Raw genomic sequence first — 19,145 nt, forward strand, 5'->3', positions numbered from 1 at the left:
TTCGATGCCCGATCTCGTGGACGTCCTGGCTGCGGTACGGCGGGGCATGATTCCAGCCCACGTCTACAACGACGCCGAGATCTTCGCTCTGGAGCGTGAGCGGATATTCGGCCGGTCATGGGTCTTCGTCGGCCACGAGTCAGAGGTGCCGCATGAAGGTGACTACGTGGTCCGGCGCGTGCTCGACGATTCGTTCATCGTCGCGCGCGACTCCAAGGGTGAAATCAGGGCGATGTTCAACATGTGCCTGCACCGAGGCATGCAGGTGTGCCGCGCCGAAATGGGCAACGCCTCGAACTTCCGATGCCCGTATCACGGGTGGTCGTACCGCAATGACGGACGCATCCTTGGCCTGCCGTTTCACCACGAGGCATACGGAGGTGAGCAAGGATTCAAGAAGCGGGGCCAAACGCTCTTGCCCGCACCGAATCTCGCCAGCTACAACGGACTCATTTTCATAAACCTCGACGCGAACGCCCAACCACTCGAGGACTATCTCGGCGACTTCCGGTTCTACCTCGACTACTACTCCAGGCAGAGCACGGCAGGTCTGGAGGTCCGAGGTCCGCAGCGATGGCGCATCAACGCCAATTGGAAAATCGGTGCCGAGAACTTCGCCGGAGACATGTATCACACACCGCAGACGCACACGTCCGTCGTGGAGATCGGCTTGTTCCGCGAGCCGAAGGCGGGGAAGCGCAAGGACGGCGCCACCTACTGGTCCGGGGTCGGGGGAGGCACCACGTACAAACTGCCGCCCGGCGATTTCCGGGAGCGGATGCGCTACGTCGGCTACACCGACGACATGATCGCGCGCATCGAGCAGATCTGGTCCTCAGATCAGCAAAAGCTCGTCGGCAGTGACGGATTCATGATCTCGGCAGCGTCCTGCTTCCCGAATATGAGCCTGGTGCACAACTGGCCGAAGGTGGAGGACAGTGACAGTGACAGTGACGATGACAAAGTCCTCCCGTTCATTTCGCTGCGGACGTGGCAGCCGATCAGCGAACACGAAACCGAGGTGTACTCCTGGTTTGCCGTCGACTCAGCAGCCTCCGACGACTTCAAGAAGAACTCCTACAAGGCGTATCTCATGTGCTTCGGCTCGACGGGCATGTTCGAGCAGGACGATGTCGAGAACTGGGTGTCGCTGACCAACACCGCAGCGGGGTCGATGGCGCGGCGCTTGCAGCTCAACAGCCGAATGGGGCTACTCGAGGACGGCGCGCCCGTCGGAAAGCAACTGCTACCAAACGAGTTTCATGGGCCGGGTGTCGCGCAAGTCGGCTACAACGAGGCCAACCAGCGTGCTCTGCTGCGACTGTGGGCCGACCACCTGGAACATGCGGTTGAGGCTTCGTCGACTATGGCCATCGGCACGTATGCCGACGGTATCGAGCCGCTGATGCAGACGGCCAGATTGGGGGCGCGGGTATGACTGCGCTTGGGTTCCAACGCTTCGGACGCGGAGAGACGTACTCCGAGCAGGCCGTGCTCGGTGACCATGCGCCGCGTGACCGTCGCGTCGGAAAAACGTTGCCGTTCAACGACGAACGCCACCTTCTGGCCCACCAGTTCCTCGTCGACGAGGCCTATTTGCTCGACGCCCAGGCATACGGCGAATGGTTGGGCTTGTTCACCGACGACGTGCATTACGTCATGCCGGTGCGGGTGACGACGGCAGTGGGTACGGGATACGACACGTCGCCCGGTATGGCCCATTTCGACGAGAACAAGTACTCGCTCAGCCGTCGTGTCGCCCGCTTCCAGACTGAACACGCCTGGACCGAAGACCCGCCATCTCGACTGCGGCACCACATCACCAACGTGCGCACGTTCGCCACCGACAAGGACGACCACCTCATCGTCGAGTCGGCCGAGTTGCTGTTCCGCAGCCGCGGCGATGTCAACGAGGCCGCGACGGTGTCATGTGGGCGCGAAGACCTGCTGCGACGTGAAGACCGCTGGAAGATCGCCCGTCGCACGATCTTCATCGACGAAGCGGTCATCCGCATGCAGAACCTGGCGATCTTCCTATGAGCACGCCCGAATCGTTCGATAGTCTGATGGCGGCGCGCGTCGGCGATCCGATCGTCATCGCGAATGAGTTCAGTGCGACCGAGGTCTACCGGATCGAGACTCGTAACGGGACACGGTTACTGATCACGTCACCGCGCACCGGACGCTGGATCTCACTCGACGCGTTGGAAGTCGAAGCCCTCACGTGGCAGAACACGGCCACACTAGAGGCGATGATCAGCACCCCCAATGCGCCGCTGGTGCCCGACGCTGAGGGGGACCAATGACGGGATGGCTCGACGGTAAGCGCGCACTGATCATTGGGGCCGGATCGGGTATCGGCCGGGCCGTCGCCGACGCGTTCCAGCATGAGGGCGCGCAGTTGATGGCGCTGGAGCGCGATCCCGACAAGTGCTCAGCCCTGCGGGACGAACTCACCGACGTACCCGTCGTCGAGGGCGACGCGACCACGCGCGCCGCCAATGTCGAGGCCGTCACGACAGCCGTCGACACGTTCGGCGGACTCGACACCTTGGTCAACTGTGTGGGTGTGTTCGACTTCTACCAGGGGCTGACAGACATTCCCGAGGACAAACTCGAAGCAGCCTTCGACGAGATATTTCGAGTCAACGTCTTGAGTCATCTGCAATCGGTGAAGGCGGCTGTCTCGGCCCTGGAGCGCGGACACGGGGCCTCCATCGTGCTCGCGGAGTCGGCATCCTCGTTCTATCCAGGCCGCGGAGGGGTGCTCTATGTCTCGTCGAAGTTCGCGGTGCGCGGATTGGTGACTACGCTCGCCTACGAACTGGCGCCGCGAATCCGGGTCAACGGTGTCGCGCCGGGGGGCACTCTCAAGACCGATCTGCGAGGGTTGAGTGCGTTGGGACAGGCCGAGATTCGACTCAGCGACGATCCCGATCGCTCCACAAAGTTGAAGGCTCGAACGCCCTTGAACGTGGCGTTGACGGCCGACGATCACGCGTGGAGCTTTGTGTATCTCGCGTCAGACCGTGCGCGCGGAATCACCGGGGACACTTTGCATCCCGATGGCGGCTACGGGCTTGGGCCAAGTCCGACGAAGGTCGTGTGAACGTGGCGGTCGCCAACGGACCGGTACCGCAGTACCCGATCGAGTCGGTGGACAACGCGCTGAAGGTCGTGCTTCTGCTAGCGGAACGCGGCGAACTGCGATTGACCGACGTGAGCGAATACCTCGGCGTTGCATCGTCGAGCGCCCACCGAATGTTGGCGATGTTGCTCTATCGCGGATTCATCCGACAAGACCCGAAGACAAAGATCTACACCGCGGGCACGTCGCTGACCAAGATTGCGTTCTCGATCACACGCCGGCTCGACTTCTTGGCACCGCTGCGGCCGTATCTGGAAAGCCTCAACTCCACCCTCGATGAAACGGTGCATCTATCGATGCTCGACAACACGTCGGTCTGCTTCGTGGATGCGATCGAGGGCTCGAAGGTGGCAAGGACCGTCTCACGCGTGGGCATGGCGCTGCCCGCGAGCACCACCGCGTCCGGAAAGGCGATGCTCGCCGGTTTGTCGGTCGTCGAAGTCGAGAGACTCTATCCGACAGACGAACTCGTCACTCTGACGGACCGCAGCATCAAGACCAGAACTGGATTGCTGCGAGAGCTCGCTCAAATCCGGCGGCGCGGTTACGCCCTCAGCTCTGAAGAGAGTGAGGCGGGTGTCTCGTCGGTTGCCGTCGCTTTTCCTGTGCGCGCCGGGTTGCCGCAACTGGCGTTCAGCACAGCAGTACCGCGACCCCGTATGAGCCCAACGGACAAGCGACGCATCGGCGAGATCGTGATGGGTGTGGTCGACGATGCTGCGCAGCTTCTGAACGTCTAGCGCAGCACGATCACTCAGGCGGCGCGCCGTTCCGACGGCTGACCAAATACGTTGCCGGGCACCTTGTGGTGGTGGCCGCTGAGCATGTTGAACTTGATCGCGAATGCCTGCGCGTTTCCGCTCGCACCGTAGGTGTACGGCTGACTGCGACGGATGTGGTGGCCGCCGTTCTCGATGGTGAGTTGAACCTCTTCATCGGGCCGGTCCGGCGCCGTGGCAATCGCGACTTTGGCGCTGAGCCCGCTGAGCGCGATCCGCTCGGCGCCAGGGCCGGATCCAACAATGAGATGAGTGTCAGTCAACCGCAGGTCGCCGAACGACATCACAACCCCTTCGGCGCGATCGCGCCGGCGCTGGCGTCGTTCCCCAAAGATCGCGAAGGCCATCATGAGGCCGAGTGGAACCACCAGTGCCCAGATCCAAGCGTGCCCCAAAACCGGGTCCATCGCTTCCCCCTCAAGTGGATGCCTGTGTCCAAATGAATTCATCGACGGTGATGTCCATCACACCACTAGACGATGGCAATTTGCCCGGATTTGCGAAACTTCAAACGAAACTCTCTGAAAACTTGCCCGTAGTAGCTGTGAAGGTGGGGGCATCCGCGGCCAGCGGATACTCGTGTGGCGTCGGTCGGGCTGGCTGTGCGAGCTGCTCAGACCCAGCGGGCAGGCGCCCACGCTACCAATCCCGTTGCCCGATAGCTGATCTCATTGCCAGCGTTCTGCTCGTACAGCAGTCACCCAGGTTCCGCAGATATATTCTCGGCGCGGGAGGTAGCCATGGTGACTCGTTGCGCCGGGGCAACCCGTAAGCGCCAGCTGGCCATTCGGCTTGTCGTCGTTGCGCTGCTGCTCGGGGCGTGCAGCGACGGACGAGACGCGCCCGCGCCGGGAACCCAGGACAGAACCGCGGCCACTGCGGCGTTCGCTCCAGACGAATCCGCGGCCCGCAGCCAGGATGTGCTCAACGGCGCTATCAAGCTCGATGAGCCGGGGTGCTCTGCTGCCGTCGGAATCGACGGGAACGTGGTCTGGAAGGGCGCTCGTGGTCTCGCCGATCTGCACACCGGCGCCGAGATCACCGACGGCACTGTCTTCGACATCGCTTCGGTGTCCAAGCAATTCACCGCGACTGCCGTCCTGCTGCTGGCGGAATCCGGCAAGCTTTCGCTCGACGACACCCTGGCCTCGCACGTGCCCGGGCTGCCCGCATGGGCCGACACTGTGACCGTCGAACAGGTGATGCATCAGACGAGCGGCATCCCGGACTACATCGGACTGCTCGAGGACGCGGGCTACCAATACAGCGACCACACGACGCAAGAGCAAGCCCTACAGATGTTGGCGGACGTGCAGGATTTGGAGTTCGCGCCCGGCGACCAATTCGAATATTCGAACTCGAATTATCTGCTGCTTGCCGACATCGTTCAGCGGGTCTCCGGCCAATCGTTCCCTGCCTTTTTGAGCGCCGAGATCTTCAAGCCGCTCGGTCTGGCCATGGTGATGGATGCCGGTAACTCGATTCCGGGCAAGGCACTTTCGTACGAGTTCGACGAGGACAACTCCGAGTACACCGTCTCGAACTCCGCCTGGGAGCAGGTCGGTGACGGTGGCGTCCAAACCACGCCCAGCCAATTGGTCCGCTGGGCGGACAACTATCGCACCGGAAAGCTCGGCGGGCAGCGCCTTCTCGATGCGCAAGTCGAAGGTGCGGTGGAGACCGGATCCGGCGACGGGGACCGCTACGGAGCCGGCATCTTCGTCTACCCCGACGGCAGCCTCGACCACGACGGGTCCTGGGCCGGGTTCGTGTCATCGTTTCAGATCAGCGCGGACCGGCACACGTCCATCGCCGTCGCCTGCAATACCGACACCCAGGATCCGGTGGCCATCGCCGGCGAACTCGGGGACATCTGGGCATAGCACTGGGACGTACCGAAAATCGGTACGTCCCAGGACTACTCGCGTCTACTCGACCTGTTTCCACCAGGAGATGACTGCCATCAACATGGCGGTGACCAAGGCGACGAGGACCCACAGCACGAGGCCGACATCGATCCACGCTCCCGGCGGTGGTGCTCCCGGCAGAATGTTCCGGAGCGGCACCACCGCGAACAGCATTGCGGCGTACCACGTCAGGAACGGCATCTGGAAAGCCTTGCGTCGTGTGATCACTTGCAGGGCAGTGGCGATCGCCAATGTCGGGAGCGTGATCAGCACGATGCAGATGCCGAGGTCGAATGCCAGCGGCCCGAGTGACCGCTTCATCGTCACCTGGACCGCTTCGTCGGTGCCCGAGGTCTGCGGACCCGGGGCGACGTCTTCGGCGGTGATGTCCCAGCCCTGCAGCGCGCCTTCGACCTCCACGCGGGCGGGCATGAACTGCCGGTCGTCGCCGGATCCGACGAGCAGCGTGGCGCTGATCGGCTCGGAGGTGTACGAGTCGAACGGCCAGTTGTTCACGTCGCCGTTCAGGTCGAGGGTCGTCGTCTTCTCCGCGGGAGATTCTCCGGCAGGGAAGTTCAAGTCTCCTAGAGTGTTCCACGGGAAAAGTCGCACTGAGATGTCGGTGTTGAGCACCTCGAGACGTTCATCGGTGAGGTCATCCTGCGGAATGACGAGCACCTTGACGTCGGCTTGGTAGTCGACGGTGCGCAAGGCCTTGACCGTGACCAGGACAACGGTTTCCGACCCGTCGCCGGTGTCGGCGGGGCCCAACTCGGTCGACGAGCCGGACAGCCACCAGTAGGCGAACAGCGTGCCGAGGTAGGCCGCGAGGACAACCACGACAACGCCGACGATGGTTCCGACGCGCCGACCCGATTTGGGTTCCGGGGCGCCGTGGCGCGAATTTCCCTGACGCTCTGGCGCCGCTGGGTTCTGGGGTTCCACGGACGGAATGTTAGGGCTGCAAAGCGGTTCTGTCCTTGCTTTAGTCGTTGCCGTCGACGCAGGAGTCAATAATGTTCACCCCCGCGCCTGCAAACCGATAACCAGCAAGTTATCAAGATCACATTCGTTAGGTGGCTAGCGCTACTTCCAGTGCGGTTCGAGCAACGTGGACCACGCTTCGTCGAGCTGCTGCCACTCCGCCGGGCAGCCGGCCGCGCGGTCCTCGGGCAGCTGTCCGTTGCCGACCAGATCGGCGTTGGCGTCGGGGTTCGACCCGTAGATCCAGCAGTCCATGTTGTACACGCGCTGCAGGTTCAGCGAATGTTCGTCGGCCATGTCTTCCGCTGTGAATTCGGTCTGCACTTCTGCCAGCGAGGCGAATGCGCGCGCGAAGTCCTTCACGGCCTGCACCGACTCCGGATCTACCTGGCCGTCGTCGCCGGGCGTCAGAAGTAAGTAGGCGGCGGCCTGATCGGCGACGTCTTCCTCGCGGCCGGTGACCGGCAGGTCGTAAATGCTGATCGCCATGTGACCGGTCTCGTGATAGAAGGTCGTGTACTCAGAGCCAAGCGCTGACTGCAGGGGATCGGCGTCGCCCGCCTTGGTGAACACGTTCATGGACCAGTCGGTGTCCTCGTAGCACATGGTGATGGCGTTATCGCTCTCACTCCAAAAGGCGTTCGGCTGACCGCACTGCGCGCCCTTCAACGCGATGTCGTGGGGCAGGTTCAGCGTCTGGTTGATGTCGTCGGCGAGGTCTTCGAGCATGCGGTTTTCCTGCTGAATCTTCTTCCCGTTCAGCGCTTCGGGAGTATCGGCGTCCTCGTAGGTGACGATCATCGTCCCGCCGGCGCCCTCGGCCGGAGCCTCTGGGACGCCGCCGTTCTCGGCGTCGACCTTCCCCTTCACCGAAGTGTCCGCGGCTGCGGGAGATTCGGGAGCGTCGGCCTCTTCATTGGTTGAGCTGCTGCCGCATCCGGCAACTATCAATCCAGCCACCAACAGCGGCACAATCCGACTACGCATGGCATGACCCCTTAACTGTGACCCCTGAAATTGACACCGTCGCAGATTTTAGGCGCGAAGTAAATGATGACCAGGCCATTTGACTAATCTGGATAGCGGTTCCGGACCGCCTCGTCACCGATCCTTCGCGTAGGGCAGTGCGCCGACGACCCCGCCACCGTTGGTCTCGCCACCGAGCAGCACCGTGGACGTACCCGCGCCCGGGTCGTAGGCGAGGAGCGTTTCGCCGCTGCCGCACGCCAACGTGGCTTGAAGCTGAAGGTGACCGTCAGCGACACCGAGTACCCGGACGCTGCGTTGGTCGTCCACCTCCGGAACGGACACCGGGGTCGTCGTTCCGTCGGTCGCGTTGAGCTTCGCAAGGTAGATGAAACCGCATCCGCCCGCTGCCTGAACGAACGTGCCCTCCGGCAGTTTCCAGGCGTCGAGGTCGGCGACGTCCGGGCCTTGGGTTCCGTCGTTCTCCGCCGTCAGCGGCGTCGGGGCCGAGCCGTCGATGGGCACAAGCCACAGCCGTGAGTAACTGAAATCCGGTCCGTTGCAGCGCGCTACGGCGACGCCGGCATCCCACCATCGTGTCGGGGAGCAGTAGCTGGCGTCTGGCACGGGCAGCGTCCTTCCCGGCGTCCCGTCGTTGCCCATCATCGACAGACCGGCGTCGGTGCCGAGCATCAGCTCAGTGCCGTCAGGCGAGGAGAGGACCTCGGCGTTGAACTCGCTACCAAGTTTGTCCACGGGGTACGTCAGCTGCTGCTTGCCGGAAAGGTCGACGCGCGTAAGGGATGCCGGGCTGTCGACGTCGTTCGACTTCACCAACAGCACCGCCTTGCCTTCCGGCTTCGTGTAGCGAGGCGTGACGGCGTAGCCGTTTTCGACTCGGAACGACGTCCGTTCGCCGCTGCGCAGATCGACTTCCATCACGGTCAGGTCGTCGCCACTACGAGAGAACAGCGCCCGAGTTCCGTCGCCTGACCAGTCGACCAGCGAGGGGAGCGAGCCGTTCTCGCCCGGCGCTTCGAACGTCGTGATCGCGTAGCGCCCACCTTCGGGGCTGACCAGGTACAGCGTCGTCTGCGAGTTGTAGGGAGTCGGCTCGCCGGGGGAGTACTCGTCACCGGCATTCGTGGGTGTGGCCGCGTTCCACATCGCGAGCGTCCAGCCCGGGCCGACCTCCGACCAGGGCACGTCTTGGATGGGTGCCTCGGTGTTGAAGGCGACTGGGGTTGCAACCGGATTGGACGGCGACGACGTCGACGGCGCGGGTGCGCCGGGGCGTGCGGTCGGTTCCGTCGACGACGAACATCCGACAATGACGACAGCTGTCGCCGCGGCAATGGCGGCTCGAAGCAAGATCTGATTCATGTGCAGTCCTTTCCAGTCGTGGAAGGGTGCACCGAACGTCTTGGAGGATCCTTGACGCGGTCTGCATGATTTGCCCAATAGCCGCCTACGTCGACGTCTACTGCCCGCCGGCCACCGCCGCCGCCAAGTAAGCCGCGACTCGGATCAGCTCGGCGATAGCCCAGGATTACATCGGTGCCGGGATTAGTGTGATAACCGCCGATCACCTAGTGGGAAGGCCGCTATGCCCGCTCCATTTCCCGAGCCGCAGCCCGGCTTGAACTACCTCACCGAGGGTGGCCAAGAGACCGAGATCATGTACAAGTACGGGTTCGATCTCCCGCACTTCGCGATGTTCCCGTTGCTCGACAACCCGCGCGCCATGACCGAACTGCACGGGATGTACAGCCGCTATCTCGACACCGCCGCGCGGCACGGTTTCGGTGTGATCGTCGGTGGTCTCGACTACCGCGCGAGTCCCGACTGGGGATCCCTGCTCGGCTACTCGAAAGATGCGCTCGCCGATTTCCAGATGCGGGCGATCGGCTTTTTGCGCGATGTCGCGCGCCCCTACGAGGGGCAGGTGCCCGCGCTCAAGTACGCGGGCATCGTCGGCCCGCGCGGCGACGCATACGAGACGAACCACACGATCACCGCCGAGGAGGCCGAGGACTACCACAGCGCACAGCTGACGACCCTTGCCGAAGCCGGCGTCGACTTGGTTCAGGCCATGACGTTCAACGGTGTGCCCGAAGTGATCGGATTGTCCCGCGCCGCAGCAAGAATCGGACTACCGCTCGCGGTCCTGTTCACGTTGGATCACAGCACGAGTCGGTTGAACTCAGGCCCTTCGGTCGGGGACGCGATCGAGACGATCGACGCGGCAACAGGAGATGCCCGACCAGCGTTCTACGGCATCAACTGTTCGCACCCGCTGGAGTTCATGCCTGCGATCGAACCGGAGTCATGGTTTGAGCGGGTGCGTGCGATACGCCCCAATGCCGCGATGATGGACAAGATCTCGCTGTGCACGCTAGGACACCTCGAGATGGGTGACCCCGTCGCACTCGGTGAACTCGTCGGCGGTCTCGCGAGCCGCTACCCACATCTCGACGTGTTCGGCGGATGCTGTGGCACCTGGGACACTCATCTGGACGAGATCGCACGCAACGTCAACACGGCGCGCGCATCACAGTCTTAGGCGCAGCAGTTCGGGTCCAGCACGACGCACAACGCACCGAGGGCGTCGCGGTGTGGCCGGTGATAGACGTTCATCCCCCGGCGGTCGGACTCCACGAGTCCAGCACGCCGAAGCTGGCTGAGGTGATGGCTGACGGTCGACTCGGTCAGGCCTAGCACCTTCGCCAGGTCGCCGCTGTTCTCCTCGCCCGAGTCGGAGCTGAGCAGGTAGGACATGATCTTCACGCGCGCCGGATCGGCGATGGCCTTCAGCCGGAGCGCGACGTGGAGCGCATCGTCGTCACTGATCGGTCCTGCCGCCACGGGTGCGCAGCACACGGGTGCCGAGATGTCGATGGTGGGCAACGCTTTGGGCATGAAATCCATGATGCCAGGTTCTTGACATATATCAAAGTAGTGGTGCACTATGGCGTCTGTCAGTAGTTCGATATATGTCTCACAGGTAGGAGGTACACATCGTGTCCCGAGTTCAACTGGCCCTGAATGTCGACGATCTCGATGAGGCCATCACGTTCTATTCCAAACTGTTCGACGCGCAGCCCGCCAAGGTCAAGGAGGGGTACGCCAACTTCGCGATTGCCGAGCCGCCGCTCAAGCTCGTTCTCCTGCAGAACCCCGGCAAGGGTGGCTCGATCAATCACCTTGGTGTCGAGGTCTCATCCAGCGAGCATGTGCACCAGGAGATCACACGTCTGACGGACGAAGGTCTGTTCACGGCTGAAGAGATCGGCACAACGTGTTGTTTTGCTACGCAAGACAAGGTGTGGGTGACCGGTCCGGGCGGCGAGAAGTGGGAGGTCTACACCGTCCTCGCGGATTCCGAGACGTTCGGGTCGAGTCCGCGGCATCCGGAGTCCGATGACGACGTCGCAGTCTGTTGCGGAGGGCAGGCGGCCGATAAGGCGACAGCCGAGACTTCTTGCTGCTAGGACGTATTCGCCCCCGTGACGGATTCAGCAGGCGTTCATTTGTGAGTTGATTCGATATCTGTCAATATCGACGGATGTCGAAGTCACGTCTCCCGCTCATCGACCTCGCAGCCTGCGATGTCGCGCCCTTGGTGCGTGAACCGCTTTCTGCAGAAGCGTCGACCGAGTTGGCGGCGATGCTCAAAGCCCTCTCCGATCCGGTGCGGCTGCGATTGCTCAGTGTGATCGCAAGCCACACCGGCGGTGAGGCGTGCGTATGCGACATCTCGGTAGGCATAGAGGTTTCGCAGCCGACGGTCTCGCATCACCTCAAGGTGCTGCGCACCGCCGGCCTGCTGGACAGTGAACGTCGGGGATCGTGGGTGTACTACCGGGTGATTCCCGAGGTACTGCACAAGTTGTCGGTCGTTCTGGGTGCTGACGGCATGATTGCGAGTCGATAGATGACGACGGGCGGCGACTTGCCGCGGAGGCTGCTGGCCGAGTTCGTCGGCTCGGCCTTGTTGGTCACGGTGGTCGTCGGATCAGGGATCGCGGCTGCGCGGTTGTCTCCCGACGACGTGGGTTTGCAGTTGCTCGAGAACTCGACGGCCACTGTCTTGGGACTTGCAGTGCTCATCCTGATGTTCGGTCCGGTCTCCGGCGCGCACTTCAACCCTGTTGTGACAGGGTCTGATTGGCTACTTGGTCGACGCTCGGGCACGGGTATCGCCGGGGGTGGTGCGCTCGCCTACGGTGGCGTCCAGGTCCTCGGCGCAGTGAGTGGCGGATGGCTCGCCAATGCGATGTTCGACCGGCGGGTCTTCGAAATCGCGACGAAGGAACGCGTCACGACCGGGCACCTACTCGGTGAGGTCGTCGCGACCGCAGGATTGATCGTCCTCGTGTTCGCCCTGGCGCGAACGGGCCGGGCCGGTCTCTCCGCGGCGGCGGTCGGCGCCTACATCGGTGCGGCGTACTGGTTCACCAGCTCCACCTCGTTCGCCAACCCCGCAGTGACCATCGGACGCATGTTCTCCGATAGTTTCGCCGGAATCGCACCCAGCTCGGCGCCGGCGTTCATCGCCGCTCAAATTGTCGGCGCGCTAGTCGGTTTGGGGCTGACCCGTGTGCTCTATCCCGACGTCGCCAAGGCGGCCGACGACATCGTCGTCCCGCATCCACCCGCTGCTGAGCGCAGGAGTCCACATTGACCGACAACAAGCCAGCCGTGCTGTTTCTCTGCACGCACAACGCGGGGCGCTCACAGATGGCGCTGGGCTTCTTCACTCACCTCGCGGGCGACAACGGCGTCGCGTGGTCGGGCGGCTCGGAGCCGGGCAACCAGATCAATCCTTCGGCGGTGCAGGCGATGGCCGAAGTCGGAATCGACATCACCGGCGAGTATCCGAAACCTTGGACCGACGAGATCGTGCGCGCAGCCGATGTCGTGGTCGCGATGGGCTGCGGTGACGCGTGCCCGATCTTTCCCGGCAAGCGATACGTGAATTGGGACCTGCCCGATCCGGCCGGCAGGGCCGTCGATGCGGTGCGGCCCATCCGGGACGAGATCGAACAGCGGGTGCGTCGACTACTCGACGAGCTCGGCATTGGTGGCCACTAGCTGGCGCCGTTCGCATCCTGGTGCGGAGCGGGCGCCATCGCCGAGGGGCCGTCATTCCCGTGAACCGGGATGACCGTGCCCCGGAGAACCACATCCTGGTTGCCGTGGGTATCGACGGTCGGCGCGGCCGGTTGCTGCACGAACTGGTCGTTGCTTCCCGGGCTCACGGTCCCGGTCTCGGCGTGCGCGAAACCGGCGCCGAAGCCGAGTGCTCCGAGGCTCATGCCCCCGACGAGTGCGGCGTATGCGGCGATCTTCTTGACGTCCATTGCTCGTGTCCTTTCGTAGTTGGAGAGCTACGAAGAACGTATGGCCGCGGGTAGGGGCACACTTCGGGCGAAAGATGCGTTTCGCGGTGCGGCTATGGTGCAAAAGATGTAGGCGAGTCTTCGCCCGGCTCATGCTCGAGCGCGTCGCGGTTGAAGACCATCAACTTGGCGAAGTAGAGCGCGCCTGACAGCATCAAACCGAGGACGATCAGATCGGGCACCAGTGCGTCCGGCGGTGACACCAGCGCGAGCACGGCGAAGGCAACCCAGATCACTGCGACGATGGCCACCGGCAGCTCGAAACGTCCGAGGCTGAACGCGCCTTCCCTGCGGGCCAATCGCTTACGAACGGCAAGGTACAACACCACGATTGCGCCATATAGCAGTGCCGGCAGCAGCGACGACCCGATGATCAGCTGCAGCAACGCGGAACCGGGCAGCACCACCATCAAGATGACCCCGATTGCGAAGATCAGGATCGTCGCGAATACCGGTGTCTGGGTGCGCGGATTGACCCGGCGGAGTACGGCATGGCCAGGGAAGCGCGCATCGCGGGCCATGGCGAATGCCAGCCGAGCGCACGACGCCATGATGACCGTTCCAGCGCCGAACATCGCGAACGCGATGCCCGACAGCAGGATTCGCTCCATGACCGGGCCGAGCTGCTCGCGGATGATTGACGCCAACGGGGACGGGCTGGCCGTCACCGCGGGGATGTCCTTGATGGCGACGGTGAGCGTGATGACGAACAAAAAGCCGAGCACAGCCGAGGCGACCACGGACGCGACGATCGCGCGCGGAACGCTGCGGAACGGGTCCTTCGCCTCCTCGGCCAGATTCGCCGCTGAGTCGAAACCCACGAGGGTCGTTATGCCCATGATCATCCCGGCCATCAGGGCGCCGCCGATCGCAAAGTAGTGGGGATCGCCGGCGGCCGCGCCCTGCGAGAAAAGGTTGTCCACGGTACCGCTGCCGCTGAACGACATGACCGCGATGAGGCCGACAATCACCACTGCCAGGATGGCGAGTTCGAGGCTCACGGCCGCGGACGAGAGCATGCCCAGCAGCCGGGTGGATGCGATGACCAGTACGGCCTCGAGGAACAACAGTCCGACTGTCAAGAGCCGTGCTGTGTGCTCGTTTGGCTCCATACCCAGCAACGGCATGAGCGCTTGGCTGGCCAACGCGTTCGTCATCGCGACCACTCCGATGGCCAGGAACCAGAACGTCAGCCATCCGAACCACCAGCCGATCTTCGGGTTCGCCAGGCGGGAGGCCCATTGGTAGGACGACCCGCTCAAGGCGATGCGCGCGGCAAACTGCGCGACGACGAGTGCCACGAGAGTCTGCCCGACCGCGGCGAGCATCCACAGCCAAACGCCCACCGGTCCCGAGCTCTGCAGCACCGCGCCGTAGGTCGCGAAAATGGCGACCAGGACCGAGATGAATGCGAACGAGATCGCGAACGTTTGAAACGGGCCCAGGGTGCGTTTCAGTTCCGGTGCGTAGCCCGAACTCCGGACCGCGTCGTCAGCGCTGCTGGTGGTCGCGATCTCTTCCGCGGTCATTTGGCGGCACGCACGCCTTGTTCGTAACTGAATACATTGTCGGGGTCGTATTTCGCCTTGACGGTGCGCAGCCGGTCAACGTTGGTTCCCCAGTACTCGGTCTCCCAATCGGCCATACCCGCATTCGGCACGTTGATGTAGGCCCCATCGACAAAGGGCTGCAACGCTTCACTGAACTCCGCGATCCACGCTTCGCACTCCGGCGTCAACGGGTCATCGGCCGCGGGAACCCCGCCGCGTTTACCCCAGCCGGCACCGGGTTCGGCGTAGTAGAGGGCGTTGCGGTGTACGAAGGCTGAACCGCCGGCGGGCGCGCTGGTCCTGACGGCGCCGCCGAATGCGTTGGTGAAGTAGTTGCTTTCCGGGGTCGGAGCGTGGTTCATAAACTTCTTGATGAGGTCGATCGCCTCGGACGGGTACGGCTCATAAATGAACTGCGAGAAGAACTTCCAGTTCGCCAATTCGTCGGCGGGCGGTATCTGGAACTCCCCATATGTGTCTGCCCAGTTTCCATCCTTGACGATGACTTCCGGCGTGCCGACAGACAGGACGGGCCGCAACATGTCCACCGCTTCGGCCTCCGTCCCGGAAGCCAGCGCACCGATCAACTGGAACTCGTCACGCGTGATTTCGAGCTGGCTCGTCAATCGATCGTCGACGAAGGGTGCGGACTGCTGCCAGGCCTCGAACACCTCCGGCAGGTGGTCCAGGCCCGACCAAGTGGCAGTCACATAGATGGTCTGCGTGAGTGGATAGGTGCGGTACGTGAGGGAGGTGACGATGCCGAAGTTGCCATTGCCCGCACCCCGCAGCGCCCACAGTAGGTCGGTGTTGTTCTCTTCGTCGACGACGAGCGTTGTGGCTCCGCCGCCCGCCGGTGCGACGACGACCTCGGCGGCCAACAGATTGTCGGATGCCATCCCGAATCTGCGTGTGAGCAGACCGAATCCGCCTCCGAGAGTCGCGCCGACCAGCCCGACTGTTCCTTCGGTACCGGTCGCCGTGGCGCAACCGCTTCTGCCGAGCGTCGTGACCGCTTCCAGCTGGTTGAGTCCGGCACCGACCGTGGCGACATTCGACGCCGCGTCTATCTGAGCGGATTTCAGCCGGCTCACGTCGATGACGAGACCGTCGTCGACGGAGGACCAACCCTCCAGGCAGTGCCCGCCGCTGCGGACCCGAACGGGAACGTCGTTCTGCCGTGCCCACGCCAGCGCGTTGACCACATCCTGCGTCTCGGCGCAGAACACGATCGCCTCGGGGCGGTGGCGGAACAGGTGGTTGTAACCCATCCGCGCGTCGTCGTAGTCCGAATCACCCTGGCGGACAACGCGACCCGTCAGCTGATCAGTGCTTGAAGACATCGAGTTCTCCCGGTTCGGATTCCAATATGTCGCGGTTGAGAATCCGCAGTTTCGCGAAGTACAGCCCACCGAGGAAGAACAGCCCGACCACGATGGCGATGGGCACCCTCGCCGACGCGGGGGAAACTATGACGAACACCGCGATGGCCGACCAGATCAAGGCGCTGATCGCGACCGGCATTTCGGCACGGCCGAGGTCGAAAGCGCCCTCAACACGGTCCAGCCGCTTGCGTACCGACAAATAGAGGACGATGGTCGCGCCGTAGAGAACCGGCCCGATGATCGTCCCTGTGGTGATCAGCTCGATCAGTGCGTCACCGGGCATCGCGACCATCAGCACAATTCCCAGAACGACGATCAGGAGGGTCGCCGGAATCGGCGTTTGGGTGCGCGGGTTGACGCGACGCATCAGCCCGTGCGCCGGGAAGCGCGAGTCGCGCGCCATCGCATAGACGATCCGTGAGCCCGTGGCCAAGGTCACCAGTGCGGCGCCGAAGAATGCGAAGACGATCGCGGTGAGCAGGATGCTCTCCGTCACCGGACCCAACTGATCGCGCAGGATCAACACCACCGGTGAGTCACTGGCGCTGATCCGTGCCATGTCATCGATCGCGACAGTGAGCGCGATCAGGAACATCAACCCCAGGACTCCGGCTGCGATCACCGAACCGACGACCGCACGCGGGACATTGCGATACGGGTCCTTCGCTTCCTCAGCGAGGTTGGCCGCGGCATCGAAACCGACGAGGGTCGTCATGCCGAGCACGGTCGCGAGCATCAGCCCGCCACCGACGGCGAAGTAGTTCGGCGCGCCTTCGGTGATGCCGCGCGAGACGAGATTGCCGACGGACCCCTTTCCGGACACGGCGACCGCCACGAAAAGTGCGATGGTCAAGACGATCACGAGCGTCAGTTCCAGACCCACGGCACCGCTGTTGATCATCGCCAGCAGGCGGGTCGACGCGATGACGATCACCGCCTCGACGATCATCAGCGCCACCGTGATGATGCGCGCAGTGCCCTCGTCCTCGGCCATGCCGAGCAGCGGCATCAAGGCCATTTTCGCCAGCGCGTTGTTGATGGCCACCACACCCAACGCCAGAATGCAGAAGTTGGCCCAGCCGAACCACCAGCCGACCTTGGGGTTGGCCAGTCGTGAACCCCATTGGTAGGAGGAGCCGCTCAGGGGGATACGGGCCGCGAATTGCGCGATCACGAGAGCCACGAGCGTCTGCCCGATCGCGACGATGACCCAGATCCAGATCCCGACCGGTCCGGCGTTTTGCAACACGTCGTCGTAGGTGCCGAAGACGCCGACAGCAACGGAGATGAAAGCGAATGAGAGTGCGAACACTTGGAACTGGCCGAGTGTTCGCTTCAGTTCAGGCTCGTAGCCACAGTCCTCGCAGAACTCGTCGGCAGCCTCTGCCTGTCTGGAAATTTCCGTCATCTCTGTGCTTCCTCTCGGTGAGATGGGTGTTCGAACCTTAACGAGCCGGAAAGACATATTCCGGCGCTTTGACGTTTCCGACAATTCCTGCGGGGGCGCCCACCGCGCGGGGTCGAAATCTTCGGTGACTGCTGCGGTTTCAGCAGCAGCCAGATGGTCACTGCCGACGCAAGGAGTAGGGCCGAGCCGACACCCGCCGCGACAGCCAGACCGTCGGTGAAAGCGCTTTGGGCGGCGGTCAGCAGAGCGTGTGCCTGCTCGGCTGGCAACGCATCTGCTGCGTGGTGCGCGGCGCCAAGTGTTTCCCGTGCGTAGGCCGCGACGTCACCGTGAATGCCCGCAGGCACCGTCAGTTCGCGGTAGACGGCGGCGATGATGGAGCCCAGGATCGCGATGCCCAGCGCCATGCCCATTTCGTACGCGGTCTCCGAAACCGCTGCCGCGGCACCGGATCGCTCCGGTGGGACGCTGTCGAGGATGAGGTCGTTGGCGACGGTGTATGCGATACCGAGGCCGACCCCGACGACGAACAGCGCGACGCCGAGCCGGAGGTAGCCGGTGGACGGGCTGATGGTGGTCAGCGACGCCATTGCCACACCGATCAGCGCCAAACCCGTCGCCAGGACAGCGCGCTTGGACCAGAAGCGCACGGCCACACCGGCCAGTACGCCGAACACCATCGACGCCACCGCGGCGGGTAATTCGGCGAGCCCGGCCTGTAGCGGGCTGTAGCCGTTCACGAGCTGGAAGTATTGGGACAGGAAGAACACCACACCCGAAAGGCCCAGCACTGAAAGCAGATTGGCGATAACCACGCCCGAGAACACGCGGTTGCAGAACAGCCGGATATCGATCAGTGGGTGGGTCAGCCGCAACTGTCGCCGCACGAACATCGTCAGAGCGACGGCTCCGACCACGCCGGCGACCAGGATTTGGTCGTCGACTCCGCTGTGTACGCCCTCCTTGAGCGCGTACACGACGCCGAGCATGCCGACGAGCGACAGCCCGACGCTCGGCAGATCCCATGGTCCCGGTGCGGGGTTACGCATTTCCGGGAGCAGCAGCATGCCGCCGACGACGATGACGACGATCACCGGAATGTTGATCAGGAAGACCGAACCCCACCAGAAGTGCTCCAGCAGAATCCCGCCGACGACAGGGCCCAGCGCGGTACCGGCGGAGAAGACGGCCGCCCAGATGCCAACGGCCACACTGCGTTGCCGAGGGTCGGAGAACAGCGCGCGGATCAAGGCGAGGGTCGAGGGCGCGAGGGTGGCGCCGGCGACCGCGAGCAGTGCTCGTGCTCCGATGAGCAGGCCAGCGGTCGGCGCGTATGCCGTGGCGATCGACATGATCGCGAAGCCGATCGCACCACCGAGCAACAGCTTCTTGTGACCGAGGCGATCGCCTAGGCCGCCCATCGTGACCAGCAGACCGGCCAGCACGAAGGAGTAGATGTCGCCGATCCACAGCACCTGGGTCGCGGTCGTCCCGAGTTCCCGGGTGATGAACGGGATTGCCACCGCGATCACCGTGCCGTCGACACCGATCAGCAGGACGCCGAGGGTGAGCACGCCGAGCGCCGACCACCTGCGTGTCATGGCTCACTCCTCTTC

At 63.5% G+C, this 19,145-nt stretch carries 20 protein-coding genes and 1 pseudogene; 11 read left to right on the forward strand and 10 right to left on the reverse strand.

Features of this window, described 5'->3' with window-relative positions:
• Positions 1-4: 4 nt before the first annotated feature.
• From ACIA48_RS16055 to ACIA48_RS16075, 5 genes are read left to right on the forward strand one after another with little or no spacing between them, the layout of a single operon-like run.
• Complete coding sequence (locus tag ACIA48_RS16055) at positions 5-1,438, forward strand: aromatic ring-hydroxylating dioxygenase subunit alpha (protein ID WP_396733211.1); 1,434 nt, start codon at positions 5-7, stop codon at positions 1,436-1,438.
• Positions 1,435-2,040, forward strand: a complete 606-nt coding sequence (locus tag ACIA48_RS16060) for a 3-phenylpropionate/cinnamic acid dioxygenase subunit beta (protein WP_396733214.1) — start codon at positions 1,435-1,437, stop codon at positions 2,038-2,040. The genes ACIA48_RS16055 and ACIA48_RS16060 overlap by 4 nt, the downstream gene beginning before the upstream one ends.
• Positions 2,037-2,306 (forward strand): dihydrodiol dehydrogenase, encoded by a 270-nt coding sequence (locus tag ACIA48_RS16065; protein ID WP_396733217.1) that lies wholly within the window; start codon positions 2,037-2,039, stop codon positions 2,304-2,306. Before ACIA48_RS16060 ends, ACIA48_RS16065 begins: the two co-directional genes overlap by 4 nt.
• Complete coding sequence (gene hcaB / locus ACIA48_RS16070; RefSeq protein ID WP_396733219.1) at positions 2,303-3,109, forward strand: 3-(cis-5,6-dihydroxycyclohexa-1,3-dien-1-yl)propanoate dehydrogenase; 807 nt, start codon at positions 2,303-2,305, stop codon at positions 3,107-3,109. Before ACIA48_RS16065 ends, hcaB begins: the two co-directional genes overlap by 4 nt.
• A 2-nt stretch (positions 3,110-3,111) precedes the next feature.
• Positions 3,112-3,888 carry an IclR family transcriptional regulator gene (locus ACIA48_RS16075; RefSeq protein ID WP_396733222.1) on the forward strand — a complete coding sequence of 259 codons (777 nt, stop codon included), beginning with the start codon at positions 3,112-3,114 and terminating at the stop codon, positions 3,886-3,888.
• 14 nt (positions 3,889-3,902) lie between these two features.
• Here the strand turns inward: ACIA48_RS16075 and ACIA48_RS16080 are convergent, their stop codons facing one another.
• Positions 3,903-4,334, reverse strand: coding sequence for a hypothetical protein (locus ACIA48_RS16080; RefSeq protein WP_396733224.1), 432 nt, complete (start codon positions 4,332-4,334; stop codon positions 3,903-3,905).
• Positions 4,335-4,667: 333 nt separating this feature from the next.
• Here ACIA48_RS16080 and ACIA48_RS16085 point away from each other — a divergent pair, with 333 nt between their 5' ends.
• On the forward strand, positions 4,668-5,810 hold the full coding sequence (locus ACIA48_RS16085) for a serine hydrolase domain-containing protein (RefSeq protein ID WP_396733226.1): 1,143 nt from the start codon (positions 4,668-4,670) through the stop codon (positions 5,808-5,810).
• A gap of 45 nt (positions 5,811-5,855) precedes the next feature.
• Here the strand turns inward: ACIA48_RS16085 and ACIA48_RS16090 are convergent, their stop codons facing one another.
• The 3 genes from ACIA48_RS16090 to ACIA48_RS16100 form a co-directional block, all read right to left on the reverse strand.
• Complete coding sequence (locus ACIA48_RS16090; RefSeq protein ID WP_396733228.1) at positions 5,856-6,779, reverse strand: DUF4436 domain-containing protein; 924 nt, start codon at positions 6,777-6,779, stop codon at positions 5,856-5,858.
• A gap of 141 nt (positions 6,780-6,920) precedes the next feature.
• Entirely contained in the window at positions 6,921-7,805 is an 885-nt protein-coding gene (locus tag ACIA48_RS16095) for a DUF4344 domain-containing metallopeptidase (protein ID WP_396733231.1), read from the reverse strand.
• 114 nt (positions 7,806-7,919) lie between these two features.
• A complete protein-coding gene (locus ACIA48_RS16100) occupies positions 7,920-9,167 on the reverse strand; it encodes a hypothetical protein (RefSeq protein WP_396733233.1) in 1,248 nt (415 codons plus the stop codon).
• 223 nt (positions 9,168-9,390) lie between these two features.
• On the opposite strand from ACIA48_RS16100, the gene ACIA48_RS16105 reads away from it, so the two are divergent.
• The gene (locus tag ACIA48_RS16105; protein WP_396733236.1) at positions 9,391-10,347 is read left to right on the forward strand and encodes a homocysteine S-methyltransferase family protein; all 957 of its coding nucleotides are present in this window, start codon (positions 9,391-9,393) and stop codon (positions 10,345-10,347) included.
• On the opposite strand, the gene ACIA48_RS16110 is transcribed toward ACIA48_RS16105, so the two are convergent.
• A complete protein-coding gene (locus ACIA48_RS16110; protein WP_396733238.1) occupies positions 10,344-10,703 on the reverse strand; it encodes an Rv2640c family ArsR-like transcriptional regulator in 360 nt (119 codons plus the stop codon). The two genes, ACIA48_RS16105 and ACIA48_RS16110, sit on opposite strands and share 4 nt — an antisense overlap.
• A gap of 101 nt (positions 10,704-10,804) precedes the next feature.
• Between ACIA48_RS16110 and ACIA48_RS16115 the strand changes: the two genes are divergently transcribed.
• The 4 genes and pseudogenes from ACIA48_RS16115 to ACIA48_RS16130 form a co-directional block, all read left to right on the forward strand.
• A complete protein-coding gene (locus tag ACIA48_RS16115; protein WP_396733241.1) occupies positions 10,805-11,275 on the forward strand; it encodes an ArsI/CadI family heavy metal resistance metalloenzyme in 471 nt (156 codons plus the stop codon).
• A 74-nt stretch (positions 11,276-11,349) separates the two neighbouring features.
• Positions 11,350-11,718 carry an ArsR/SmtB family transcription factor gene (locus ACIA48_RS16120; protein WP_396733244.1) on the forward strand — a complete coding sequence of 123 codons (369 nt, stop codon included), beginning with the start codon at positions 11,350-11,352 and terminating at the stop codon, positions 11,716-11,718.
• Positions 11,719-12,468 carry an aquaporin gene (locus ACIA48_RS16125; protein WP_396733247.1) on the forward strand — a complete coding sequence of 250 codons (750 nt, stop codon included), beginning with the start codon at positions 11,719-11,721 and terminating at the stop codon, positions 12,466-12,468.
• Positions 12,469-12,470: 2 nt separating this feature from the next.
• Positions 12,471-12,878, forward strand: a pseudogene (locus ACIA48_RS16130) (arsenate reductase ArsC); the annotation flags it as partial.
• Here the strand turns inward: ACIA48_RS16130 and ACIA48_RS16135 are convergent.
• The 5 genes from ACIA48_RS16135 to ACIA48_RS16155 form a co-directional block, all read right to left on the reverse strand.
• Positions 12,875-13,147: a hypothetical protein gene (locus tag ACIA48_RS16135; RefSeq protein WP_396733250.1), complete on the reverse strand. Its 273-nt coding sequence runs from the start codon at positions 13,145-13,147 to the stop codon at positions 12,875-12,877. The pseudogene ACIA48_RS16130 and the gene ACIA48_RS16135 overlap by 4 nt on opposite strands.
• A gap of 92 nt (positions 13,148-13,239) precedes the next feature.
• On the reverse strand, positions 13,240-14,715 hold the full coding sequence (locus ACIA48_RS16140; protein ID WP_396733253.1) for an amino acid permease: 1,476 nt from the start codon (positions 14,713-14,715) through the stop codon (positions 13,240-13,242).
• Positions 14,712-16,079 (reverse strand): FAD-binding oxidoreductase, encoded by a 1,368-nt coding sequence (locus ACIA48_RS16145; RefSeq protein WP_396733256.1) that lies wholly within the window; start codon positions 16,077-16,079, stop codon positions 14,712-14,714. The genes ACIA48_RS16140 and ACIA48_RS16145 overlap by 4 nt, the downstream gene beginning before the upstream one ends.
• Positions 16,063-17,529, reverse strand: coding sequence for an APC family permease (locus ACIA48_RS16150; protein WP_396733259.1), 1,467 nt, complete (start codon positions 17,527-17,529; stop codon positions 16,063-16,065). The genes ACIA48_RS16145 and ACIA48_RS16150 overlap by 17 nt, the downstream gene beginning before the upstream one ends.
• Positions 17,526-19,130: an MFS transporter gene (locus ACIA48_RS16155; RefSeq protein ID WP_396733262.1), complete on the reverse strand. Its 1,605-nt coding sequence runs from the start codon at positions 19,128-19,130 to the stop codon at positions 17,526-17,528. The genes ACIA48_RS16150 and ACIA48_RS16155 overlap by 4 nt, the downstream gene beginning before the upstream one ends.
• Between the last annotated feature and the right edge of the window lie 15 nt (positions 19,131-19,145).

Origin of the sequence: Mycobacterium sp. NPDC051804 (genome assembly GCF_044452905.1) — a bacterium.
GTDB lineage: Bacteria > Actinomycetota > Actinomycetes > Mycobacteriales > Mycobacteriaceae > Mycobacterium.

Bases quoted from the DNA above. Each gene is read 5' to 3' on its own strand.
- ACIA48_RS16055 (WP_396733211.1), top strand. From the start codon at position 5: ATGCCCGATCTCGTGGACGTCCTGGCTGCGGTACGGCGGGGCATGATT.
- ACIA48_RS16060 (WP_396733214.1), top strand. From the start codon at position 1,435: ATGACTGCGCTTGGGTTCCAACGCTTCGGACGCGGAGAGACGTACTCC.
- ACIA48_RS16065 (WP_396733217.1), top strand. From the start codon at position 2,037: ATGAGCACGCCCGAATCGTTCGATAGTCTGATGGCGGCGCGCGTCGGC.
- hcaB (WP_396733219.1), top strand. From the start codon at position 2,303: ATGACGGGATGGCTCGACGGTAAGCGCGCACTGATCATTGGGGCCGGA.
- ACIA48_RS16080 (WP_396733224.1), bottom strand. From the start codon at position 4,334: ATGGACCCGGTTTTGGGGCACGCTTGGATCTGGGCACTGGTGGTTCCA.
- ACIA48_RS16085 (WP_396733226.1), top strand. From the start codon at position 4,668: ATGGTGACTCGTTGCGCCGGGGCAACCCGTAAGCGCCAGCTGGCCATT.
- ACIA48_RS16095 (WP_396733231.1), bottom strand. From the start codon at position 7,805: ATGCGTAGTCGGATTGTGCCGCTGTTGGTGGCTGGATTGATAGTTGCC.
- ACIA48_RS16100 (WP_396733233.1), bottom strand. From the start codon at position 9,167: ATGAATCAGATCTTGCTTCGAGCCGCCATTGCCGCGGCGACAGCTGTC.
- ACIA48_RS16105 (WP_396733236.1), top strand. From the start codon at position 9,391: ATGCCCGCTCCATTTCCCGAGCCGCAGCCCGGCTTGAACTACCTCACC.
- ACIA48_RS16110 (WP_396733238.1), bottom strand. From the start codon at position 10,703: ATGCCCAAAGCGTTGCCCACCATCGACATCTCGGCACCCGTGTGCTGC.
- ACIA48_RS16120 (WP_396733244.1), top strand. From the start codon at position 11,350: ATGTCGAAGTCACGTCTCCCGCTCATCGACCTCGCAGCCTGCGATGTC.
- ACIA48_RS16125 (WP_396733247.1), top strand. From the start codon at position 11,719: ATGACGACGGGCGGCGACTTGCCGCGGAGGCTGCTGGCCGAGTTCGTC.
- ACIA48_RS16135 (WP_396733250.1), bottom strand. From the start codon at position 13,147: ATGGACGTCAAGAAGATCGCCGCATACGCCGCACTCGTCGGGGGCATG.
- ACIA48_RS16140 (WP_396733253.1), bottom strand. From the start codon at position 14,715: ATGACCGCGGAAGAGATCGCGACCACCAGCAGCGCTGACGACGCGGTC.
- ACIA48_RS16145 (WP_396733256.1), bottom strand. From the start codon at position 16,079: ATGTCTTCAAGCACTGATCAGCTGACGGGTCGCGTTGTCCGCCAGGGT.
- ACIA48_RS16150 (WP_396733259.1), bottom strand. From the start codon at position 17,529: ATGACGGAAATTTCCAGACAGGCAGAGGCTGCCGACGAGTTCTGCGAG.
- ACIA48_RS16155 (WP_396733262.1), bottom strand. From the start codon at position 19,130: ATGACACGCAGGTGGTCGGCGCTCGGCGTGCTCACCCTCGGCGTCCTG.